The organism is Clostridium sp. C105KSO13 (genome assembly GCF_001517425.1).
Taxonomy (GTDB): Bacteria; Bacillota; Clostridia; order Lachnospirales; family Lachnospiraceae; genus Muricomes.
The window spans coordinates 1-22,484 of record NZ_FBWL01000141.1 but is presented as its reverse complement, the minus strand read 5'-3'; the positions used below and the strand labels follow the sequence as shown (position 1 = coordinate 22,484).

Genomic DNA, 22,484 nt, shown 5'->3' with positions numbered 1-22,484 from the left:
GAGCATTGCTTTGGTGCGCCGTCAAGGGTGGCGGACGTTGCCAAGGAATAAAATATCTGCAATTTTCAAGGTTCTTTTAGAACCTATTTTTTAGGTTCTGTTTTTCATAGGTTACTTTACACTACCATGAAAACCCGGTTTTCTCAAAAATTTTCTCTTTATTACTATGCTCTTACATCTCAAAGCGATCTTTTGTCTTATTAGACTTTTGATTTCTTTTTTTCTTCAATGTCATAATTGACACCTTCACCTCTGCGTACAAAACACCCCCTTTATCTTTCAAACTTAATGACAAATCATTTGGAAATCTATTAAAGTAGTGTATCACTTTTAGTAAGTCTATTGAGCTGATACTCCCGAATCCCATTTACTCCAGATAGTGCAAGTATAAGTAACATATTCTTCTGTGGCCCCAAGTAGGCGTCCGTCGGCTCGAACCATTCGTGAACTGTATGTACACCGCCCTCTTCTCCACCTCTCCCTACTGTAATTGCTGGAATTCCCAAACTTATCAGATATTGCAGATGGACTCTTAAAAAACATTATGCTCCTGTTTTAAATTAAAGCCACATTGGTTCCTATCGAATATCCATACTTGTTAGTTTATGAAACCCCATAAATTTCAGTTATACACTACCTTGGGGTTACCTGCTTTCTTATCAGTGTTATAATATAAACTACAGTGTAAATTGGTAGATTTCAAAATACAAAATAAATCAGATTTTTGAAGGGATTTCATTATGAAAGATAAAAGAACTATATTGTCAGAAGCAGCTCTTGCCGTCGGCATTCTCCTGGATGCCGCAGGTGTGGCGCTTATTACAAAAAGTGATTTAGGCATCACCGCGGTCTCAGCCTTGCCTTATACTCTGAGCCAGGCTTTTCCTGTCTTCACCTATGGAACATGGTACTATATTTTTCAGATTAGTCTGATGCTGTTATTAATATTACGGACCAGAAAATTCAAAAAAGATTACATTATAGCCTTTGTGGTTGGATTTTTATTCAGTTTTGCCCTCGATGCAGCTACTTTTTTGTTCGGATTCTGGGCCGAATCTCTGTCTTTTAAAATGGTGTATTTTATAGCGGGAACACTGTTGCTCATGATTGGAGTAGCTTTTCTTATCAATAGTGGTCTGCCAATTATGCCGCAGGACCTCTTTACCAGAGACTTCAGCAGCTTTATCGGCATCCCCTTTAAAAAGGTCAAAACCACCTTTGACATCAGTTGTGTTGTCATAAGCTGTATCATTGCCCTTCTGGCGATCAGGCATTTAATCGGAATTGGCGTTGGAACCCTCTTAAGCGCATGTATAAACGGATATGGAATATCCTTCTTTCGGGATTGGCAAAAAACAAGATGGACATTTAAAACAAAGTGGATAAAAGCATCTTAAAAATCCATTCTGGATATAAACGCAATTTTTCCCAGCCTCTTTTTTAAGTTATTAATTTTTATTTAATTCTGCCATCATCTGGTCAAATTCTTCGAATTTTACCCCCCTGGGGATAATAAGGCAGGTTCTGTGTGAATGACTGTAAAAGCAGCTGATTCTCAGTCGAGTTTCGCTCCTTCACCGATTTCGCATTGAAAAGACCGTCAGCAACAGCTTCAACAGCTGGGGGAACTGCACATATTTTTCCAAATCATGTATGGAAGTCTTTCATAATACCGCTCATGTAAAGTATACTCACATGGTCGGGCATACCCTGAATAAAAGAATTTAGTTGCTTCAGCGCAGACATTTTTGCTCTTCCGGCAGATTCTGACTCACCTTATATGTAATACCTGATTTTATCATTGTTGTATATACGCTCTGGTGTTTGCTGAAAAAGCAGACGGAATAATTACGTATGCTGCATATTTGCCTGAAGTTATCCCCGTAAGGGCCTCTTCCAGATTGGTATAAGCAAAATCATTGTTCAAAAATTGAATCAGACTGGCGGCATAATTGATATTCTGTCCGTTTTGCTCCACGCCAGTGTCCAGATTCACAACGTATTAGTGATCTCATCCACTGCTACAGCCTGACTATTACCTGGTGAAAGGCCCCTTCTCTGCTTTGCCGGATGCGTCATTGACTTGCATGAGTGCGAATATCCGCATGGTTGAAGTGTTACCTAATATTAAAATTATACTTGTCGGTACCTTGTGCTTTCTGTATAATATTTAAGGGTCCTTTTTATGGATTACAGTTTTTGCACGGTTGGTATCCCCGGTTGATAAGCTCCTGCCTGTCACCTGTGAATTTCTGCCTGTTTTTTTCTTTCATCGCTGATACACTGGAGCAGTCCGGTTTGTGAAACTTTCCTGTGTTTTCATTGATAATGTATAGCTTCTCCTCTGCCGGCTCCTCCCCAGATTTCCGGCTGCCAGTATACGCAAAATTCTCTTCAGCCTTTTGACTGTTTCCGTCTGAATAGTCAATATCCACACCGGGCTGCACATCATATGCAAAAACATTAAAACAGATTCCCCCGCCCTCGTCTTCTACCGACCATCCTTCCATTAGAACCCCGTCAGCAACAAGATTATCACCGGTAAACATAGGAGTAACCCTGTACAGTACATGGTGATTGGTTTCTTTTATGTAATCTGACACCTCATTCTCAAAAGGAAGCATGCCCTCTGTATTCAGGTATCTGGTTCCCGTGATCAGGTTTTCGGAATTGGCATTTTCTGCAGTCAGCTGATAGCCAATAAGATGACAGCGGTTATATAAATATTTTCCATCTACAAAATCATATTTCTCGATCTGCCATCCGCTGGGCTTCACGGCACCAATGGCACCTCTTTTTTCTTTCGGCATCAAGTCCTGTCCGATGTTGGCATAGGCCGTCCGGCACCGCCCCAGTGAATCAAGGGGACTATATTGTTCGAAGGATGTAGTGTCCTCCTTTTCTTCATCTGTAAAATAAGGTTCATTGTTATTCACCTCCACATATGCATTCCCTGAATAATCAGGAATGTCCGAAACGGACACTATCTCTGTCGGTGTATCAGGAGTGGGGAATGCAGTTCCGATATCAGCGGCATTTTGACAGCCCGTAATCAGAAATGCCGATAGGACTGCCAGAAAAAATTTCTTTCCAAATTTATTTATTGTTCGCATGTCTTCATCCATTCTGTATATCTTCTAACCTCTTTCAATTTAATTTCTCTCGCAAAACCATCTGTAAAATGCCGCCGTGGCGATAATAATCCACGTCCACATTAGAGTCAAAACGCACGATGCAGCCAAATTCCACTGTTTTATCATTCAAAGTGGCTGTGACTTTTACCTTTTGAGAGGGCTTCACATTTTCATCAATAGACACATGGAAGGTCTCTTCTCCAGTCAGGCCCAGGCTGTCCGCTGACTCCCCTTCCATAAACTGCAGCGGCAGAATTCCCATCATCACAAGATTAGAGCGGTGAATCCGCTCATAGCTTTCTGCAAGCACCATTTTAATTCCCAGTAATTTGGGGCCTTTCGCCGCCCAGTCTCTGGAGGATCCCATCCCGTAATCTTTTCCTGCTAAAACTGCAAGTCCGATATTATTTTCTTTATATTTCATACATGCATCATAAATGGTCGTAACTTCATGATCCGGCCAGTAAGTAGTGTAACCGCCTTCCGTACCCGGTGCCAGCTGATTTCTGATTCTTATATTGGCAAAAGTTCCCCTCACCATTACTTCGTGATTGCCCCGTCTTGACCCATACGTATTGAACTCTGCGCGTGCAATTCCATGCTCTGTCAGATATTTTGCCGCTGGCGTATTATTTCCGATGGCCCCTGCGGGAGAAATATGGTCTGTTGTGATTGAGTCTCCGAATTTGGCCACAGCTCTTATTCCCGAAAGGGGAGTTATATCCTTTGGTTCTTTTGGCATGTCCGTAAAAAAATCCGGGTTTTGTATATATGTTGATTTCTCGTCAAAGTTATATAAGTCCCCTGCACTTGCCTCTGCTTTTATTCCATTCCACAGTGCATTGTCTTCATAGAGGGATCTGTATTCTTTTTCAAATAGTTCCGGTTTAACGCTGCGGGCAACCATTTCGGTAATTTCGGAAGATGATGGCCATATATCCTTCAGGAATACGGCTTCATTTTCTTTTCCCACTCCTATGGGCTCATGGAGCAGATCTATATCCACAGTTCCTGCCAGCGCATAGGTCACAACCAGAATCGGAGATGCCAGATAATTTGCCTTTACAAGCGGATGTATCCGGCCTTCAAAATTTCGGTTTCCGGAAAGAACCGAGGATACCAGTAAATCATTTTCCATAATAGCATCGGAAATCTCAGGAAGCAAAGGACCGGAGTTTCCTATACAGGTTGTACACCCATATCCCACAACATAAAAGCCCAGCTGCTCTAAATATGTCAGCAGCCCGGATTCTCTCAGGTACCCGGTCACCACTTTAGAGCCTGGCGCCAGCGAAGTTTTAACATGGGCCGGCACCTTCAGCCCCTTTTGGACAGCATTTCTGGCCAACAAACCTGCCCCTGCCATGACTGCAGGATTTGATGTATTGGTACAGGATGTAATAGCCGCTATAGCCAGTGCTCCTGTTTTCATTACACTGCTTCTTCCGCCTGCCAGATTTACACGAACCTCTTTCTCAAATTCCGAATCTGAGAGTCCATACCCCTGGTTGCCGAGAGGTGCCGTAACGGATTTTACAAATTCTTCTTTCATCTTTCCAAGCGGGATTAAGTCCTGTGGGCGCTTCGGACCGGACAGGGATGTCTCAATCTTGGACAAATCGATTTCGATAACCTCACTGTAATGCGGCTCTTTTTTCTTGTCAAAAAACAAATGATTCGCTTTCAAATAGCCTTCCACCAAATCAATATGCTCTTTCGGCCTGCCTGTCAATTCCAGGTACTTCAGTGTTTTCTCGTCCACAGGGAAAAATCCACAGGTAGCTCCATACTCAGGAGCCATATTTGCAACAGTGGCCCGATCAGCCAAAGACAGCCCTTCCAGACCCTCTCCGAAATATTCCACAAACTTGCCCACAACACCTCTTTTTCGCAGTACCTGTGTGATAAGGAGTGCAAGATCCGTAGCATTTACACCTGTATTCAGCATCCCTGTAAGCCGCACTCCTATTACTTCCGGAGCAGTAAAATAAGAGGGCTGTCCGAGCATTCCCGCTTCTGCTTCAATTCCGCCGACACCCCACCCCAGTACACCAAGGCCGTTGATCATTGTCGTATGAGAGTCAGTACCTACCAGCGTATCCGGATACAATACTGTTTCGTCACCTTCTGTCTTCTCCTGTACAACCTTAGCCAGGTATTCCAGATTTACCTGGTGGACAATGCCTGCTGCCGGAGGAACAACCTGAAAATTATCAAACGCTTCTTTTCCCCAATTTAGGAACTGATACCTCTCCATGTTGCGCTCAAACTCTCGATTAACATTATCGTTCAGTGCATTAGCGGTAAGATACTCATCTACCTGCACGGAATGGTCAATCACAAGATCCACCGGTACTTCCGGATTGATTTTGCGGATATCTCCATTTGCTTCTGCCATAGCTTTTCTCATGGAAGCCAGGTCGACAATCGCCGGAACACCCGTAAAATCCTGCAAAATAACCCTTGCAGGTTTAAACGGGACTTCTGTTCTTGAAGCATCCCCGCTGTTCCAGTTGGCAAGGCTGCGGATATGGTCTTCTGTGATGGCGTAACCGTCGCATTGCCTGATTACAGATTCCAACAGGATTTTGATAGAATAGGGCAAATGATCTATATCATAGCCCTCCTCTGTCAGGGAGTATATATCATAGTAGCTGTAAGTGCTGCCGCCTATCTTTAATTGTTTAAAAGCTCTTTCTTTTATACTCTGTATCATGAAAACACCATCCTTTCAAATTACACATAAAATCACCCTCAAATAGATTTTCATATTTTATCGTCCTACTTGAGGATATTATATCCAAACTAGGTAATTATATCAAGTTAACCTTCAAAGGGGCTGAACATCAGTTGACTAAAATCAACTGGTGTCCAGCCCCTTTTTTAAAGCTCCCCGAGTAGGGTTCGAACCTACGACCCTTCGGTTAACAGCCGAATGCTCTACCACTGAGCTATCGAGGAATATATGTGCCCGGCAGTTCTCTGCCAGGTTTAAGTGGAGAATACGAGATTCGAACTCGTGACCTCCTGCTTGCAAGGCAGGCGCTCTCCCAACTGAGCTAATCCCCCATGGAATGAATTATTTCAAACAACTTTTACAAGATATCATATTCCATGGGAATTGTCAATATATTTTTACATACTTTTCATGCCGTCCTCTAAAACACCTCCAAAAGGACATCTTCGACACCGCCGCAGACCATGCCGTCATCCTCCGCATCTTGTCCTGTCATATCAACATGACAGATTTTAGATTCTGTGGTTCCGCCTCGAAGCATCAACAGCGCTTTCTGCAGTACATCAGACTCCATACATCCACCTCCGATAGTCCCCACTGTCTTCCCGTCGGGAAGAATCAACATCTTAGTCCCCGCTGCACGGGGTGCCGAACCCTGGCGGGCCACAATCGTGGCAAGAATCTTTCTGCCCGGACTTGATTTTTCATCTAAAATAGCTCTCATTAATTCTTTTGAGAATCCATAATTTCTTTTCTTCTTATTCTTAACTTCAATGATTTCAGCCATAATTGAAACTGCTATCTCTGCGGGTGTCTCCGCACCTATATCAAGCCCAATCGGAGCATGAACCTGATTTAGTACAGCTTCACCACATCCCTTTTCAAGCAGCATTTCTTTTACTTTGCGTATCCTCAGGCGGCTTCCAATCATCCCTATATATGCGTGTTTCTTATTTAAAATTTTTTCCAGGCAGACCTGATCGTAACGATGACCTCGTGTTACTATCACAAAGAAAGTATCTTCATTTCCCGGAATTTTATTCAGCCCATCCTCAAAAGATTCACAGATAACCCGAAATGCACCAGCTTTTCTGGCATTATCTGCAAAATGTGGGCGGTCTTCCAGCACAGTTACAGCAAACCCCATCATAATCCCTATTTGAATCACTGGTATAGAGACGTGTCCGCCGCCGCAGATCACAAGTTGCTTTTCCTGCCCAAGACTGTCGCAAAATATTTTTTTCTTTCCGATTACTGTTGTAATTCCTTTAAAATCTGCTTTCAATTCCTCATTATGCTGCGAAAAAAATCCCCTTTTCTTGCTCTCCCAGACAATCCGCCCATCTGAAATCAACGCCTTTTCGCCGAAAGCCTCACCCTCCAGAACAGTTAGCACCATATTGCGAGAATCCGGATCACAATTTTCTATATTTTTATATAAATCCAGCATAGTATTTTCCTCCTGTGGTAAACACGATTTTCTTTTGCAGCTGCAGTTTTCAGAACCTCAGCAATTTTTGAAGCAAAATATTTTTATTATACAAATATGTTAGTATCTGGCTGCTTTCTATCATATCAAAGCATGCTTTCCCAAATGCTGTGGAATACATTACCGTAATAACAAGGAATACTAGCCACACGAAGAGAAGGGCACCTACGATTCCCAGGACTCCTCCGGCGATACGATTCAGCGTACACAGCACCGGAACTTCTCCAATAATATCCACGGCCGCCATCAACGCCTTTACGATGATGATTGCCAGCAAAAACGTTATCAGAAAGGACAATAGTTTAATCGCCATCTGCGCAATGTAGGACGCTACATACTCTGTGAAACTGGTAACACTCAGTGTTTTATAGATTTCTGAGTTATTATTTTCTAATATGGTATTCTTCATAAAGGTGGGAAGAGCTGATCCTTCTATCTGCTTTATCTGATCATCTCTCGGGACATCCCCCAAAATTTTCAGGACATCTTTCTCATCAATTCCCATGCTCCCCCAGTCAAGGCTGCCAAGATCAGCCAGCTGCTCCCTGCTTAATTCGGCAAGGGGAGTGCCACTGAAGTCTATTTTCGAAAGCTGCTCGTCCGTAAGCCTGGGCATGAACACCTCAATACATTTTTCCTTTATCATGTCATCAATAGGTGTATATTTTGTCAATGCTTCTGCCACATATGGATTCAAAAATATCATAAGTACAATGGTCAGCACTGTTGAAAGAATGGAGAGTCCTATCCTGAAAAATCCTCTCACAACTCCTGTCACAATCCCTATTAAGAAAATCACCGCAACTGCTATCAATAACCAATTATCCATGTTTTCTCCTATTTTACCAAATAAATTACTCTTAATTCATTTGCGTTTATCACCAGGTATCTATTAATGCCCCAAGAGGGAATAACCTCTAAGGCTGTAGTTTTCAAATCGCCTTTAAACCTTTGAATGCCATTTTTTGTAATAATACAGCACCTGGTGCCATCGAACATGATAATTTCGCCGCCTGCCATCTTGATATTGCTATATTCTCCCTTGAAGGCTTTATTCATAACCTTTTTTCCGGATTTATCATACAACCGAGCCTCATAGCCCGATTTGTCTTTGTTCAAAAGTGTGAAGCCTATGTATTTATCCGTATGAAATGTACCCGCAATTTCCTGCTCTATCTTGACGGTCTTTTTCTTTTTGGGAGTGTCTTTTCCTTTATATATAGTAAAGGAGCTGTCACTTACTGCCACAGAGGTAACGTCATCCATAAAATACACTTCCGGGGTGATAACCCCGTCATATTCCTCCATACCCACCTCATTATCTGTCCGGCTTTTTCCCGCAGTGCCAAAGTTATAATGTGCAATCTTGGATTTCATACTGCCGCCTTCTGTGGAAAGATAAGAAACCATCAGCATTGTCCCGTCCCGGGACATGTCCAGGCTTAAAGGATAGCCTGTCCTGCCGGCAGTGATTCTGTGCTCTGCCAGAATATTTCCTGCCGCATCATAGGATATAATCTTGGGCGTGTCTTCATTCTTCAAAATGGCGCTTACAATCCCCTGGTTGGAAACCGATATCTTTTCAATAGGAAGGGATGTATCAATCTCACCTTTAAGACCTTTCTCTGTGAACACGAGAATAGAATTCCCACCGCTGTCGGCCACAGCAAATACGTCTTGATTTACATCAATCACCGGAGTCTTCATCTGACAGGACTGAATCCATTGCTCTTCATTTTTCCTGTTCAGAAATACGATTCCATCTTTGCTGTACCGGACAATTCCGTCTGCAAACTGGACATATCTGTTGTTATCCTCCGTCTCGTTGGTATAGTCCGCCGCCTTAGTTGTCTTAGTGTAGGAATGATTCTCCAACAGCAGGATAGTCCCTGTAACTATCATAATCACCAGAGCCACCATTGTTGTGCCTGTTTTGAATCTGCTTTTTCTCCTATTCTTTACCGCCTGCTTCAGCTTCTCCATGTCCACCGGTTTTGCGATCTTTAAATGTGGATTTTTCTTTTGCGTCATTTTGAACCTCTTGCTTTTTATCGGAGTATTATACCATAAATACTAAGCTCGAAAATACCTCGCCAAGTAAAAGCATTATACCACATTTACAATACTCATAAAAGACTTCGCTTAGCATTTATGGCAAAACCAGCTTTTGTCCCACATAAATCAGGTTTCCGTTTGAGAGGCCGTTCATTTTGCAAATAGCATCCACATGGCTTACATCTCCATATGTCTTTCTGCTGATAACAGCCAGGGTATCACCCTGCTCCACTATATAGACACCATCATCCCCATTGGCTCCCGCCGCATCGGTGCTCTGCGTATCGGTATTTGCAGTCTCGCTGTTTTCAGGTGTATCGCCTGCCTGTCCACTTTCATCCTTCTCTTCTACGCCTGATTGCCCGTCTTCCTGAATCTGCTGCCCCGATGACTCATTTGTGACAGCCGTGGCCTTTCCGCTTGTTTCTTTTGTCTTCACTGACTGGGTGTCCGAAGAAGATGAATCCGAAATATTATTTAGAGTACTCTGTACTGATTTCATTTTATCAAAATTGTTCAGCGTTGTAACCCCCATAATGATAACAACCAATACCAGGCACGCACTGACCGCGTACATTAGCCGATTGGTTCTCTTCTGGTGCTGTTGCTCCTCGCGGGATCTAACAAGACTACGAAAGTCCTTTGCAGCTCTATCTTCAAAAGTTTCCGAGGCACACACCCCATTCTTCTTTCTAGTCGAGATCATATAGTTCTGCATACACGGGTTTTTCTCATAATATGTATAGTGCCCGCCTATTTCCATCAAATCATTCAGTTTGAGGACATAGTATGCCTCATCCTTCTCTATAGGGTCTTTCATAATAAAGACTGAATTTTTCTTCGGGAACGATTTCTTATGGAACTTTACCGTTTTGTGCTCCGGTTCCAACGGCACCCCTTGGTGGGCCACAAACCAGCCAAGCATCTCTCCGTCCTCAAAATACTGTTTGCATTCCTCATAGGCTCTTTTCCACGCATCGTCGTCAATCACATACTCCTTGTCCGACATTTTCAGATCATGAATCTGAATTGCTCCATATATGTAAACGTACTCCTCATCATTTGTCTTTTGCATATCACCCACCAGAAAAGCCCCTATCGGTTCCTCCCCAGCTTTTTCACATAACTGGGTGAAAAAAGTATCCACATAATCTTCCACATAAATCTTCGGGCTGTCACTTACATTCCCGATTTGACGTACATTCTTAGGAATCTGTCTCTCCATTACACTCACCTCTGAATAAAATTTTTCTAAAGCATAGCATAACGAAAAGGCTGAATTTATCACTTAGTGTCAGGTGCGTTCGACAAAAAACACAAAGGGATCACAAAGGGGATCACAAAGGGGTCAGTCCCTTTTGTACGCCGTTTTCAGAATATTCTCAATCTTTCTTTGGGAAAGTCCGGTCTCCTGTTTGCAGGTTTCGAAAAACTTCCTTTTTATGGTGCCCACCGTCAGCAAAGTCTCCATCTCCTCTATACGGTTATCAAACAGATATCTTTCTGTAAATATTCTGACCCTTTCGGTGTTGTGAATCTGTTCATCTTCAACGGTATCCAGAAAAGATTTTTGCTCAAACATTCGATGAAATCTCCAAAAATCATCCATATTCTGAAAACGTGTTTTTAACATATTAAACGCCGCCTCTCCTATTAATTCTGAAGCTCCATTCTTATATTCCCACGCGCTGCTGAACTGGTAACTAAAAGGTTCACCTGCAAGATATACTTTTACTGGATTGTTATGAATATAGCGCAGGCAGCACCAGTAATATTCCTCAGTTTCCACACAGTCACTATAGTATCGTCCCTGAAAAACGTGACCATGTCTGTCATATTTACTATTATATCCTTCTGCATATGTCGAATTTACACGCTGCATAAATCGCGGTAGTACCTTATACTTTGCTTCCAGCATAAGATGAATATGGTTTGTCATAATACAGTAAGCGTAAATCGTGACTGGATATTCATCCAATTGCTTCTTCAAAATATTCTTGAACTCAAGTTTGTCACCGGTTTTGTTAAATACTTTCTCCTTATTATTTCCTCTCATTACAACATGGTAAAACCCTGTCCCGCTTTCTCTTCGTTTGTCTCTTGACATGCACCCTCCTTTAAAGTGTGTGATGGAAATTTAAATATACCTTTTGTGAAATGTTTGCCCCGAGATGGGCGAAAGAATTGTAAAACTATTCTGAAAATGGAAGGCAAAAGGGTCAGTCCCCTTTTTAAGTCCCCTTTTTAACCAACAGCCTCCCCCTTTGCATCTACCGTGAGGGGGAGGTCTGTCTTTTAAATTGATAAACTATTCTGAAAATGGTTCGCAAAAGGGTCTGACCCTTTTATATATACTGTCTGCATCCAGGCCGTATTTTTCTATCAGCTCTAATGCAGGCCCGGATTCTCCGTAAGTGTCGTTGATCCCTATCTTCATTACTTTTGTGGGAACCTCTTCTGATAGGACATCGCATACTGCGCTTCCCAGTCCGCCGATGATATTATGTTCCTCAACTGTAACGACTTTGCCGGTTTCCTTTGCTGCTGCAATGATTATTTCCTTGTCAAGCGGCTTAATTGTATGGATGTTGATGACCTTTGCTTCGATTCCGTCTGCCGCCAGCTTTTCGGCTGCCGCAAGGCAGTTTGATACAGGAAGTCCGGTCGCAACTATGGTAACATCCTTTCCTTCCCGGAGGACAACGCCCTTACCCAATTCGAATTTATAATCCGGGTTATCATTAATAACCGGAACTGCCAGTCTTCCAAAGCGCATGTAAACAGGCCCTTTATGCTCATATGCCGCTTTTACTACTGCTCTTGCTTCCACGTCATCGGACGGGCAAACAACCACCATTCCGGGGATTGTGCGCATCAGGGCAATGTCTTCGTTGCACTGGTGTGTGGCACCGTCTTCTCCTACTGAAATTCCTGCGTGTGTGGCACCGATTTTCACGTTCAAATGCGGATATCCTATAGAGTTACGCACCTGTTCAAATGCGCGTCCTGCCGCAAACATGGCAAATGAACTCGCAAACGGTACTTTACCTGTAGCTGCAATTCCTGCTGCTACACCCATCATGTTGCCCTCCGCAATACCGCAGTCTATATGTCTTTCAGGAAATGCTTTTTTAAATATACCAGTCTTCGTGGCTGCTGCAAGGTCCGCATCCAATACGATTACATCCTCATGTTCCTTGCCTAACTCGGTCAAAGCATTGCCATAGCTTTCTCTTGTAGCGATTTTCTTTACTTCTGACATAATGCTTCACCTACTTTCTCTAAATCTGCTATTGCCACTTTATACTGTTCGTCATTCGGAGCGGTTCCGTGCCAGGAAGCCTGATTCTCCATAAAGGAAACGCCTTTGCCCTTGATTGTCTTTGCAATAATTGCTGTGGGGCACCCCTTTACAGTTTTCGCCTCTTTAAATGCGGCATCAATCTGATCAAAATCGTTTCCGTCAATATTGATAACGTGGAAATTGAATGCTTCAAACTTCTTATCAATAGGATAAGGGGAGTTTATCTCATCTATCGCGCCATCAATCTGAAGGTTATTATTGTCCACAATAACAACAAGATTATCCAGCTTTCTGTGGCCGGCCAGCATGGAAGCCTCCCATACCTGGCCTTCCTGAAGTTCACCGTCACCTACCAGAGTATACACTCTGTAGTCGTCACCGGATAGCTTCGCTGAGATTGCCATGCCCACTGCAGCTGAAATCCCCTGCCCCAACGAGCCGGATGTCATATCTACACCGGGTATATGCTTCATATCCGGATGTCCCTGAAGATAGGAGCCTGTGTGCCGGAATGTCTCCAGATCTTCAACCGGGAAAAACCCTCTGTGAGCCAGAGTAGAGTATAATCCCGGACTTGTATGCCCCTTAGATAATACAAATCTGTCACGATCCGGTTTCTTCGGATCCTTAGGATTAACATTAAGTTCCTCATAGTAAAGGTACGTGAAGATATCTGCTGCTGAGAGTGAACCGCCGGGATGTCCTGACTTTGCACTGTGCACCGCCGTTATAACACCTTTGCGGACCTCATTTGCAGTCTTCATCAATTCTAGCTTATTCATGAAATTTCTCCTGTCTATTAATTTTTACCTTATTCACCAAAAACAGCTCTGTAATCTGCCTGGAATTTTGCGATTCCGGCATCTGTCAGTGGATGATGTGTCATCTGCTCAATTACTGCATATGGCACGGTTGCGATGTCTGCGCCCGCAAGTGCACAGTCTGTTACGTGCATCGGATTACGCACGCTTGCTGCGATAATTTCTGTATCAATTCCTGCAGCTGCAAAGATTTCTGCAATCTCTGCGATTAAGTCTGTCCCACGCACGGAAATGTCATCCAGACGACCCAGGAACGGGGATACGTATGTGGCTCCTGCTCTTGCTGCCAGAAGTGCCTGATTTGCAGAAAAAATTAACGTTACATTTGTCTTAATACCTTCGGAAGAAAGAACTTTGCAGGCTTTTAATCCTTCCACTGTCATTGGAATCTTGACTACCATGTTTTTATGAATCTTTGCAATCTCTCTTCCCTCTGCAATCATACCCTCTGCATCTGTAGTTGTTGCTTTCACTTCTCCGCTGATTGGGCCGTCCACTATAGAGGCAATCTCCGCAATCACCTCTTCAAAAACCCGTCCTTCTTTTGCTATTAATGAGGGATTCGTGGTGACTCCGCAAATAACACCCATATCATTTGCTTTCTTAATATCTTCTACCTTTGCTGTGTCGATAAAAAATTTCATGTCTGTTCCTCCTCTCAGAACTAGAATCCTTTGTTTTCTCGATGTTAATTATAGCCGCTGCAGTCATGCGGGTCAACAGGACTATAAATTATTAACGCTTTCGTCAGTTTATATAGTCAAATTATTAATAAACATTCTTCCATTCATCCATAACATCTTTTAACATAAAGCATTACTGTATCCCTTTTGTTGTATTTTAAACGGCAGCCTGCCCCCTAATAGATTTCGCGCACCAAATTATTATTAATAATATTTCATATTAAATTAATTTTTCAGGTTTAATTCTAGATAGTTATATTTTCCTTCTTTTATCTCTGGGATATGAGGTAGTTCCCCTTACAACGATTTTCGGTTCATACTCCACATGATAAATGCTGATAGGCTCCATTTCCGAATACTTTTTGTCTCTGATCTTAATCTTTTTCATAATGATATCACAGGCATCCCTGCCTTTATAAATCACAAAATGCTCTATAGTCGTCAGAGATATTTTATGCATTCGCGCGAACAGCGTATTATCACATCCCATAACAGACATGTCACCGGGGACCTTATATTTTTCATCGTAGAGAGCATCCAGTATCCCGAAAGCAATCATATCATTGAGCCCCACGATGGCAGTCAGTTCTTCATGCTCCGCAAGAAGCTCTTTTGTCAGATCATACCCGATGCGATACTCAGAATCTATTCCCGGCACATCCTTATCCATCTTCTCATTGGCTGCCTTAATAATCACATTATTCCCCAGATTTGCATCCTTAAACTCCTTAAGAAAACCTTCCACCCTCTTGGAGCGCTGTTTCTGCCTTACAGTAAGCGGCGGAGCAATATATCCTACATGCTGATGTCCCAGTTTCAGAAGATGCTTTGCCATTATCCTCCCCAATTTAGAATTGTCGAGCTCTACAGCATCTACATCCAACTTTTCATTTTGATTATTAATAATCGCAAAGGGAATCTGTGCTGAGAGATCCTCCACCACAGGCATAAAACATCGGCTGGGATTACAGGTGTAGATTACCCCCTGGGGATTCAGAGATGGCATCATTTTCAGATACCGCTCTTCCAGTTCCAAATTCCGCTGTGTGTTGCAGACAAAAAGTCCAAAACCCTGTTCTGTCGCTTTGGATTCAATCCCCTGAAGCAGCATGACATAATAAGGGTTCGTCAAATTGGGGCAAAATACTACCAGGAGCTTCTCACGCCTGTTTTCCATCTGGCGTTTTCTCTTCGGCAGCTCATAGCCAAGCTCGGCCGCTGCTTCCTCGACCTTTCGTATGACATCCTTGGAAAACGAAACATTGTATTTTTTATTCAGCACCATGGAGACGGTGGCCTGGGAAACCCCCGCCTTTCTCGCCACATCCGAGGATGTTACTTTTTTCTTATACATAATCTCATATCCTTAAAGTCCCTTCCGGGGCGCTAGTGCACTAGAGTTCTGTTCTGCCTTCCAAAGCTCTAAGAAGTGTTACCTCGTCAATATACTCCAGATCACCACCCACAGGAACTCCGCTGGCAATCCGGCTTACCTTAATTCCCACAGGCTTAATCAGCTTGCTGATATACATCGCCGTCGTTTCTCCCTCAAGGCTGGAATTTGTCGCAATAATTACCTCCTCCACATCGCCCTGAAGACGCTCCATAAGCTCTTTAAGTTTAATATCCCCCGGGCCAATACCAAGCATAGGAGAAATCGCCCCGTGAAGCACATGATAAACACCGTTATATTTCCCCGTTTTCTCGTAAGCTGCCAGATCCCGGGGTGTCTCTACAACCATAATTGTCTTCTGGTCTCTGTCAGGGTTGCTGCAAATCGGACAAAGTTCATGATCTGTCAAGGTACAGCACTGGGCACAGTATCTCACATTATTGCGGGCCTCCACAAGGCACTTTGCAAAATTTTCCACTTGCTCCCTGGGCATATTAATAACATGAAAAGTCAGCCTCTGAGCAGACTTTGTCCCAATTCCGGGCAGGCGGGAAAACTCCTCAATCAACCTGCTTATTTGATTGCTGTAATAATCCATTTAAATCCCTCCTGTAAAAATCAGAGAGCTCAAAGGGGTCTGACCCTTTTGAGCTCCGTTGCCTGAAAACTCTTGCATGGCTGAACTGATTAGAACATCCCCGGCATTCCTCCGCCGAGTCCACCTGTCAGTTTGTTCATTGCAGAACTGGACTCTTCATCCACCTTCCGAAGTGCTTCATTCGTAGCCGCCACAATCAGATCCTCCAGCATTTCTATATCTTCCGGATCCACAACCTCTTCCTGCAGCTTCACTTTCATCACTTCGCGCTTGCCGGATATGGTAACTTCTACAGCACCACCACCTGCTGTTGCTGTAAATTCTTTTGTCTCAAGTTCTTTTGCCTGTTCTTCCATCTGTCTCTGCATCTTTTGTGCCTGCTTCATCAGATTTGCCATATTACCGGGCACTCCGCCTCCCGGAAAACCGCCTTTTTTTCCCATAACTTAATCCTCCACTGTTATTTCCATGTTAATCTTCTTTTCGATGTCCACAAATGTATCTTCAAAGTGCCGTCCCTCTTCTACCTGACGGACCTCCACTTCTACTTTTTTCCCTATCCGCTTCTCAATCAGCTCTTCAAGTTCTTGTTTATGTTCTTCCTTACCGACTACATCTGCCTCCAGAGTGCCAGGCATAACAATCAGCAATCTGTTGTCCCCTCCCAGGCTGAGCCTTGCCTTCTTCAGAAATGTCCGAAGCATTCCGGAAGTCTCATCTGCAATGGGCCTGAAGTTCTTCACGACCTCCTGGATATCCTCCGGGATAGCGTTGGGAAGCTCCGGCTTAGGAAGCTTTTGACCGGCTCCCTTTCTCTCCTGGTCTCTGTACACAATTTTCTCCTGCACAGCAGGTCCCTGCTCCACCTTTTCCTCCACGGCACGTATACGGTCCAGCAGTGTATCCTGTTTAACCTCCATGGCCGGGGTGCAGAGCTTAATCAGCGCAACTTCAAGCAAGACCCTCTTCTGCGTCGCATACTTCAGCTGCCCTGACAGTTCAGAAAAAATACGAATATACCGAAGCAGCATATCCGGCTCTATCATCTTAGCCTCTTCTTTCAACTGAAGCATATTCTCCGTAGATACATCTAACACGTCTTCTATATTATCAGATGTTTTCACCAGAAGCAAGTTCCTGAGATACCATGTAAAATCTGCAGAAAGCTGCGTCAGTTCTCTTCCATCCATTACCAGTTCTTCTACTGTATCCAAAACTTTAGGTATGTCCCGCTTTATAATATTGCGTAAGAGTCTGCTGAACACATCTGTATCCACAGCTCCCAGCACATCCAGAACCTGATCATAGGTCAGCTTCTCTCCAAGATGAAATGCAATACACTGATCCAGAAGACTTAGCGCATCCCGCATAGAGCCATCCGCCGCCTTCGCTACATAACGCAGTGCCTTGTCCTCTACTTCCACCTGTTCTGTTTTCATAAGCTCCTGAAGCCGACTCACAATAACCTCAATACTAATTCTTTTAAAATCATACCGCTGACAGCGGGAAAGAATGGTAATCGGTATTTTATGCACCTCTGTCGTTGCAAGTATGAAAATTACATATTCCGGCGGCTCTTCCAATGTTTTTAATAGCGCATTAAAAGCGCCTATGGAAAGCATATGCACTTCATCTATAATGTAGACCTTGTATCGTCCCTCCGTAGGACGGTAAGCCACCTCCTCGCGTATTTCACGGATATTATCCACCCCATTGTTGGAAGCGGCGTCAATCTCAATCACATTCATAGATGTCTCCCTGGCGATGGACCTGCACATCCCGCATTCTCCACAGGGACTCCCATCTTTCGGGTGCTCGCAGTTTACCGCTCTGGCAAATATTTTCGCCACGCTGGTTTTACCGGTTCCTCTGGTTCCGCAAAACAGATATGCATGCCCGATACGGTTTGCTTTGATCTGATTCTGTAAAGTTGTAACAATATGATCCTGCCCCTTCACATCTTCAAATGACGAAGGGCGAAATTTTCTGTAAAGTGCCGTGTATGACATGAATTACACCTCTAATTCTTAAATTTCATCCCCAAAACTTATTCCAATCCTTCTGGCTTCCTGAATCCCTCCTTTTTCAAAATACTATAAGGCAATGCCTTTTCATCTTTATGATTATACCCCATTTTATACTACGTAACAAGAATTAGCTGCCTGTGCTTGTCGGCAGCTTATAATCTCTGTTCTCTATCGCCTAACTTATCTGATTTGGTATTCCACCAGATCCTTAATCACTTCACCTGCTATCATCAACCCAACAGCAGGAGGAACAAATGCATTGCTTCCCGGAACCTGACGGCGCTGGGTGCATTTCCGTGCTGTCCCAGGAGGGCAGATGCAGTGTGCCTTACAGCTGATTGCCATGTCTTCGCTAGGCACAATGGGCGTCTCCTTAGAATAAACGACCTTCAGACTTTTAATTCCCCGTTTCCTGAGCTCACGGCGCATAACTTTCGCCAGTGGGCAGATGGAAGTCTTGTAAATGTCAGCCACCTCAAACGCAGTGGCATCGACCTTATTTCCTGCACCCATAGAACTGATAATCGGCGTGCCTGCAGCATTTGCGTTTTCCACAAGTGCAAGCTTTCCGGTCACTGTGTCAATGGCATCCACAACATAATCATATTCTGTAAAGTTGAACTGTCCCGCTGTATCAGGGGTGTAGAAAGTTTTATAAGTATTCACAACGACATCCGGATTAATATCGGCAATCCGTTCAGCCGCCACATCCACTTTATATTTGCCTACGGTTTTACGGGTGGCGTAGATCTGGCGGTTGATATTTGTCAGGCAGATCTTGTCATCATCAATCAGATCTACCGTCCCCACACCGCTTCGCACCAGTGCTTCTACCGTATAACCTCCGACTCCGCCGATACCGAACACGGCAACTCTTGAGCCTGCAAGCCTTTCCATGGCCTGCCTTCCAAAAAGTAACTCAGTTCTCGAAAATTGATTCAGCATAATCTATAACTCCTCAATAAATAAATGTCTTCTATATATTCCGGGAGATTATAGCACAATGTGTGTATTTTTTCAATTGGCCGCCGCACGGTGAAAGATAATACTGGAATGGCTGAAGATTGCACCCTATAGTCTGGCTTATCCGATTTTATTCTTTTTGTTCCAGACCCTTGGGCTGAACATAATCTCCTCCTCCGAGGCAGGGATAATACAGGCTATGGTACCTGTCTTCACACTTGTTGCTGCCTGGTTCATATTAAAGGAACGAATCGGAAACCTGCAGAAGCTCTTTATGGCAATCTCCGTAGCCGGTATGATTTTCATTAATGTGATAGGAGGATTCCAAGTTAAGAATAACGGATTCCTGGGATTTCTTTTTATTTTGATGTCTGCAATATTATTCGCAATTTACAATGTCCTGGTAAGAAAACTGTCAAAAAATTATGACACACTCCAAGCCTTCCTTTACAAGCGCCATTTTGTACCTTGGATTGCTTTCGTCCTTAGTGACACTGGCCCTTTCCGCATATGCATTAAAGTATCTGGAAGCAACAAAGGTCGGTTTATTCAGCAATGTAGCAACGGTTGTAACAATTTTAGCCGGCATGTTTTTTTTGCAGGAAAAGCTATTCTACTATCATTATATAGGAATCATAGCAATTCTCGCCGGGACTATAGGCTTTAATACGGTTTCAAAAGCACACAGCCGTCCAGAAATATAATCAAATCATGTGTCAAACATTCTTATAGTAAACCTTTTTCCTTTGTGCTAGAATAAAAGAAGTTGAGGCGGCAGGAAAAAGTTTCTTTGCCGCAAGCTGAATTTCAAATTAAAGGAGAGTTATCATGGCATCCATCAGACCCTTTCGGAGCATACGCCCTGCAAAAAAACTGGCACCCGCTATAGCGGCACTACCCTATGATGTGTACAACAGCAAAGAGGCAAGAGATATTGTGAAGCAGAACCCCCTTTCCTTTTTGCAAATAGACCGGGCAGAAACCCAGTTTCCTCCCGATACAGATATGTATTCCCAGCCTGTATATGAAAGGGCTCGAGATACATTAAATGAAATGATAGAAAACAGTTCTTTCGTTAAAGATGAGAGCGCCTGCTATTATATCTACGCACTCACCCTGGACGGTCATACTCAGACCGGACTTGTGTGCTGTGCCTCCATCGACGATTATCTGGAGGGCAAAATTAAAAAACATGAAAACACCCGGGAGGACAAGGAACAAGATCGAATACACCACATTGATACAATGAGCGCACAAACAGGTCCGATTTTTCTGGCTTACCACATGAATGCCTCCTTGAATCAGATGTTAAATACAGTAAAGGATACTGCCCCGCTTTATGATTTCACCAGCGAAGACTCTGTGCAGCATCAGGTGTGGCAGGTCAAGAGTCCGGAAAATATTGAAAAAATCACCAATATTTTCGCAGGAGTTGACAATATTTATATAGCTGACGGCCATCACCGTGCTGCATCTGCCGTAAAGACAGGTTTAAAACGCAGATTGGAATACCCGGACTTCGACGGAAGTGAGGCGTTCAACTATTTCCTTTCCGTCCTCTTTCCTGCTGAAGAACTTCATATTTATGACTATAACCGTGTTGTTTCTGATCTGAATGGCTATACATTTGACAAGTTTCTTGATATGATAAGGAGCGGCTTTGAAATAAAAGACATGGGTAATGAGATTTGCCGCCCTTCATGTAAAGGCGAAATCGGACTTTACGGAAACCATCGCTGGTATCTACTGAAAGCGAATCCATTTTTATTTTCGGATGACCCGGTGGACACCCTAGATGTATCTGTTCTGCAGAATGTGATTCTGGGTCCACTTCTGGGAATTAAAGACCCCAAAACAGACACACGTATTCAGTTCGTGGGCGGAGTACGGGGACTTAAAGCCCTGTCTGATGCTGTAGACAAGACTGGAAAAGGAGTGGCGTTTGCCATGTACCCCACCTCAATGGAAGAGCTGCTTAAGGTTGCAGACGGAGGGAGGCTCATGCCGCCCAAATCTACCTGGTTTGAACCAAAACTTAGAAGCGGACTATTTATCCATCAGTTCGAGAAATGAGTTGTAACTTTAGATTGATTTTGAAGGAGATGTTAACAATGGAAAGAAACGATCTTTGCTGGTGTGGCAGTGGAAAGAAATATAAAAAATGCCATATGGCAATCGAAGAAAAAATGAAACTGCACGCTGAAAAAGGGGAAATTGTCCCGAAGCGTAAATTGCTGAAGACCCCTTTTCAGATTGAGAAAATTAAAGAAAGTGCCGCTGTTAATACTGCAGTGCTCGACGCGGTAGCAGAACAGATTCATGCAGGAATGAGCACTGAGGATATTGATAAAATTGTATATGATGTTACAGTTAAGCACGGTGCGATCCCCGCTCCCCTGCATTTTGAGGGGTTCCCAAAGAGTGTGTGTACCTCTATAAACAACGAAATATGCCATGGCATTCCCGACGAAAGTATTATTCTGAAGGATGGAGACATCATAAATGTGGACGTGTCTACGAATTTAAAAGGTTATTTTTCAGACGCCTCAAGAATGTTTAAGATAGGGCAGGTTTCCGAGGAAGCCGAACGTATTGTAAAAGTGACAGAAGAGTGCGTGGAGTTAGGTCTGGCCGCAGCAAAGCCCTGGGGACATTTAGGTGACATCGCTGATGCCATCAATACCCACGCCAGGGCGAATGGATATACTGTAGTGGAAGATATCGGCGGTCATGGAATTGGCCTGCGGTTTCATGAAGAACCTTTCGTCAGCTATGTCACACCAAAAGGCAGTGAAATGCTCCTCGTTCCCGGTATGATGTTCACAATTGAACCGATGATCAATGAGGGAAGTCCTGATTTCTATGTGGATGAAGAGAATAACTGGACGGTATATACTATCGACGACGGACTCTCAGCACAGATCGAATACATGGTACTGGTAAAAGATAATGGAATTGAAGTATTAACTAAATAAGTATCGAGAAAACAGCCTCCTGACATGTTATACTCCTTGAGTAGATACATGTTAGGAGGCTGTATAATTGAGCCCTGCAATCTACATTTATTTCTATTAGACGCTTAGCCGAATTCTCCTTTAATTAATATATCCCACTTTTTTCAATATCTCTTTTGCCTTTTCCAGGTTCATATCCGATACCAGTATCACAGGGCCCGTACAGCCCATTCCGCTGTCCGCATAGATGCCTTCTTTCCACAGCGCTTTCACGCCCTCCTCCAGATCCATGATCTCGATTCCGGGGATCTGCTCCGTCACCACCT

At 43.5% G+C, this 22,484-nt stretch carries 20 protein-coding genes, 2 tRNA genes and 1 pseudogene; 4 read left to right on the top strand and 19 right to left on the bottom strand.

Going from position 1 to position 22,484, the window contains the following annotated elements; translation table 11 throughout:
- Positions 1-740: 740 nt before the first annotated feature.
- A complete protein-coding gene (locus tag BN3456_RS02165; protein ID WP_089982484.1) occupies positions 741-1,397 on the top strand; it encodes a DUF6198 family protein in 657 nt (218 codons plus the stop codon).
- A gap of 401 nt (positions 1,398-1,798) precedes the next feature.
- Here the strand turns inward: BN3456_RS02165 and BN3456_RS02160 are convergent, their stop codons facing one another.
- The 18 genes from BN3456_RS02160 to BN3456_RS02075 all read right to left on the bottom strand — a co-directional run bounded on the left by BN3456_RS02160 (position 1,799) and on the right by BN3456_RS02075 (position 19,186).
- Entirely contained in the window at positions 1,799-1,996 is a 198-nt protein-coding gene (locus BN3456_RS02160) for a hypothetical protein (RefSeq protein ID WP_089982482.1), read from the bottom strand.
- Positions 1,997-2,183: 187 nt separating this feature from the next.
- Positions 2,184-3,125 carry a DNA/RNA non-specific endonuclease gene (locus tag BN3456_RS02155; protein ID WP_089982481.1) on the bottom strand — a complete coding sequence of 314 codons (942 nt, stop codon included), beginning with the start codon at positions 3,123-3,125 and terminating at the stop codon, positions 2,184-2,186.
- A 22-nt stretch (positions 3,126-3,147) separates the two neighbouring features.
- Positions 3,148-5,850: an aconitate hydratase AcnA gene (acnA, locus tag BN3456_RS02150; protein ID WP_089982479.1), complete on the bottom strand. Its 2,703-nt coding sequence runs from the start codon at positions 5,848-5,850 to the stop codon at positions 3,148-3,150.
- A gap of 173 nt (positions 5,851-6,023) precedes the next feature.
- Positions 6,024-6,095 (bottom strand) — tRNA-Asn (locus tag BN3456_RS02145).
- Between the two features lie 35 nt (positions 6,096-6,130).
- Positions 6,131-6,203, bottom strand: a tRNA-Ala gene (locus BN3456_RS02140).
- 89 nt (positions 6,204-6,292) lie between these two features.
- A complete protein-coding gene (locus BN3456_RS02135) occupies positions 6,293-7,321 on the bottom strand; it encodes an XdhC family protein (protein ID WP_089982477.1) in 1,029 nt (342 codons plus the stop codon).
- Positions 7,322-7,370: 49 nt separating this feature from the next.
- Positions 7,371-8,189, bottom strand: a complete 819-nt coding sequence (locus BN3456_RS02130) for a CvpA family protein (protein WP_089982476.1) — start codon at positions 8,187-8,189, stop codon at positions 7,371-7,373.
- An 8-nt stretch (positions 8,190-8,197) separates the two neighbouring features.
- Positions 8,198-9,391: a DUF5711 family protein gene (locus tag BN3456_RS02125; protein WP_089982474.1), complete on the bottom strand. Its 1,194-nt coding sequence runs from the start codon at positions 9,389-9,391 to the stop codon at positions 8,198-8,200.
- A gap of 118 nt (positions 9,392-9,509) precedes the next feature.
- The gene (locus tag BN3456_RS02120) at positions 9,510-10,640 is read right to left on the bottom strand and encodes a LysM peptidoglycan-binding domain-containing protein (RefSeq protein ID WP_089982472.1); all 1,131 of its coding nucleotides are present in this window, start codon (positions 10,638-10,640) and stop codon (positions 9,510-9,512) included.
- Between the two features lie 123 nt (positions 10,641-10,763).
- The gene (locus BN3456_RS02115; RefSeq protein WP_089982470.1) at positions 10,764-11,522 is read right to left on the bottom strand and encodes a transposase; all 759 of its coding nucleotides are present in this window, start codon (positions 11,520-11,522) and stop codon (positions 10,764-10,766) included.
- Between the two features lie 201 nt (positions 11,523-11,723).
- Positions 11,724-12,677: a transketolase family protein gene (locus BN3456_RS02110; RefSeq protein ID WP_089982469.1), complete on the bottom strand. Its 954-nt coding sequence runs from the start codon at positions 12,675-12,677 to the stop codon at positions 11,724-11,726.
- Complete coding sequence (locus BN3456_RS02105) at positions 12,665-13,501, bottom strand: transketolase (protein ID WP_089982467.1); 837 nt, start codon at positions 13,499-13,501, stop codon at positions 12,665-12,667. The genes BN3456_RS02110 and BN3456_RS02105 overlap by 13 nt, the downstream gene beginning before the upstream one ends.
- A 29-nt stretch (positions 13,502-13,530) precedes the next feature.
- Positions 13,531-14,184, bottom strand: coding sequence for a fructose-6-phosphate aldolase (fsa, locus tag BN3456_RS02100; protein ID WP_089982465.1), 654 nt, complete (start codon positions 14,182-14,184; stop codon positions 13,531-13,533).
- Between the two features lie 292 nt (positions 14,185-14,476).
- The gene (locus tag BN3456_RS02095; RefSeq protein ID WP_089982463.1) at positions 14,477-15,577 is read right to left on the bottom strand and encodes a LacI family DNA-binding transcriptional regulator; all 1,101 of its coding nucleotides are present in this window, start codon (positions 15,575-15,577) and stop codon (positions 14,477-14,479) included.
- A 40-nt stretch (positions 15,578-15,617) separates the two neighbouring features.
- Positions 15,618-16,214: a recombination mediator RecR gene (gene recR / locus BN3456_RS02090; RefSeq protein WP_089982462.1), complete on the bottom strand. Its 597-nt coding sequence runs from the start codon at positions 16,212-16,214 to the stop codon at positions 15,618-15,620.
- Positions 16,215-16,303: 89 nt separating this feature from the next.
- Positions 16,304-16,657 (bottom strand): YbaB/EbfC family nucleoid-associated protein, encoded by a 354-nt coding sequence (locus BN3456_RS02085; protein WP_089982460.1) that lies wholly within the window; start codon positions 16,655-16,657, stop codon positions 16,304-16,306.
- A gap of 3 nt (positions 16,658-16,660) precedes the next feature.
- Positions 16,661-18,223, bottom strand: coding sequence for a DNA polymerase III subunit gamma/tau (dnaX, locus tag BN3456_RS02080; RefSeq protein WP_089982459.1), 1,563 nt, complete (start codon positions 18,221-18,223; stop codon positions 16,661-16,663).
- 198 nt (positions 18,224-18,421) lie between these two features.
- The gene (locus BN3456_RS02075) at positions 18,422-19,186 is read right to left on the bottom strand and encodes a tRNA threonylcarbamoyladenosine dehydratase (RefSeq protein WP_089982458.1); all 765 of its coding nucleotides are present in this window, start codon (positions 19,184-19,186) and stop codon (positions 18,422-18,424) included.
- 443 nt (positions 19,187-19,629) lie between these two features.
- Here BN3456_RS02075 and BN3456_RS02065 point away from each other — a divergent pair, with 443 nt between their 5' ends.
- The 3 genes from BN3456_RS02065 (at position 19,630) to BN3456_RS02055 (ending at position 22,179) form a co-directional block, all read left to right on the top strand.
- Positions 19,630-19,908: a DMT family transporter gene (locus BN3456_RS02065; protein WP_089982456.1), complete on the top strand. Its 279-nt coding sequence runs from the start codon at positions 19,630-19,632 to the stop codon at positions 19,906-19,908.
- Between the two features lie 124 nt (positions 19,909-20,032).
- On the top strand, positions 20,033-21,277 hold the full coding sequence (locus BN3456_RS02060; RefSeq protein ID WP_089982454.1) for a DUF1015 domain-containing protein: 1,245 nt from the start codon (positions 20,033-20,035) through the stop codon (positions 21,275-21,277).
- Between the two features lie 38 nt (positions 21,278-21,315).
- Positions 21,316-22,179, top strand: coding sequence for a methionyl aminopeptidase (locus BN3456_RS02055; RefSeq protein WP_089982452.1), 864 nt, complete (start codon positions 21,316-21,318; stop codon positions 22,177-22,179).
- A 120-nt stretch (positions 22,180-22,299) separates the two neighbouring features.
- On the opposite strand, the pseudogene BN3456_RS02050 reads toward BN3456_RS02055, so the two are convergent.
- Positions 22,300-22,484: pseudogene (locus BN3456_RS02050) on the bottom strand (glycine reductase); the annotation flags it as partial.